Source organism: Photorhabdus sp. RM71S (assembly GCF_042879355.1).
Lineage (GTDB): Bacteria > Pseudomonadota > Gammaproteobacteria > Enterobacterales > Enterobacteriaceae > Photorhabdus > Photorhabdus kayaii.
In genome coordinates, this window is record NZ_JBHFKV010000149.1 from 1 (window position 1) to 843 (window position 843).

Sequence of the window (843 nt, forward strand, 5' to 3'; positions counted from 1 at the left end):
ACATGATTATTTTTTTTATTTCCGTCGATATGATTAACAATTGGATAATTATTGGGGTTTGGTATGAAAGCTAATGCAACAAATCTATGCACTAACTGATGCTTATTTTTACCAATTGAAATTCTATCGTATTGCTGAGTTCTACATAGATTTAACAGCTTGCCTTTCATAATCCTTGTTGTCTCACCTTTTCCTCCCCTTCCACACGTTCTTACAACCATGTCCTTACTTTTAATCCTGCCAGTATTGCTAACTTGATATCTTGATTCGTACCCGGGAACGTCTTTCCAAATCTCCTTACTCATCGTTCAATCTCCTCTTGTGATATTCTGAATCAGCGGGAATTCTTAGCTTGATTCCACGATCAATACACCAAACTTCAATCCTTCTTAGATAAAACGTCATCTCTTCAGTATTCAGCAATTTCGTTGACTTAACTCTTCTTTCCTCACCCATTACCGAAATAACTTTCACAGGACAAAACAAATCCTTGAAATATTCATGCATCTCTTCTTTGCCTAGTTTTTCTGTAGATATGGAATTAACGATATTCAATACATCTTCATTCCATAACCACATTAAATTGTTCTGAGATAATGATCGGGTGTTCTTCCAAGGCTTAATAATAATTCGATGCGGCTGTTTCGTTTGAAGTGTTTCTTTCAATATTTCCCATGCCTGAGATTTATTTGATTCGTGAAAACAAAAATCAGCTTCCATTTATCCCCCATTATTTACTCTCTTATTCCAGACTCGAATAGCTGCCGATTCCGCTTCCTTGTAACTATTTTCCCATTTCGATAACGGACCATCTGTTCCGCAATTCCCGCAGTTAATCCAAGA

2 protein-coding genes are annotated in these 843 nt (G+C 36.4%); both read right to left on the reverse strand.

The window, feature by feature from the left end; translation table 11 throughout:
• On the reverse strand, positions 1-305 hold a 305-nt coding region (locus ACGF5R_RS24190; protein ID WP_387693164.1), incomplete at its 3' end, for an NUMOD4 domain-containing protein.
• A complete protein-coding gene (locus ACGF5R_RS24195) occupies positions 298-720 on the reverse strand; it encodes a hypothetical protein (protein WP_112886956.1) in 423 nt (140 codons plus the stop codon). The genes ACGF5R_RS24190 and ACGF5R_RS24195, both read right to left, overlap by 8 nt.
• Between the last annotated feature and the right edge of the window lie 123 nt (positions 721-843).

Coding starts and splice junctions, on each gene's coding strand:
- ACGF5R_RS24195 (WP_112886956.1), bottom strand. CDS start 720: ATGGAAGCTGATTTTTGTTTTCACGAATCAAATAAATCTCAGGCATGG.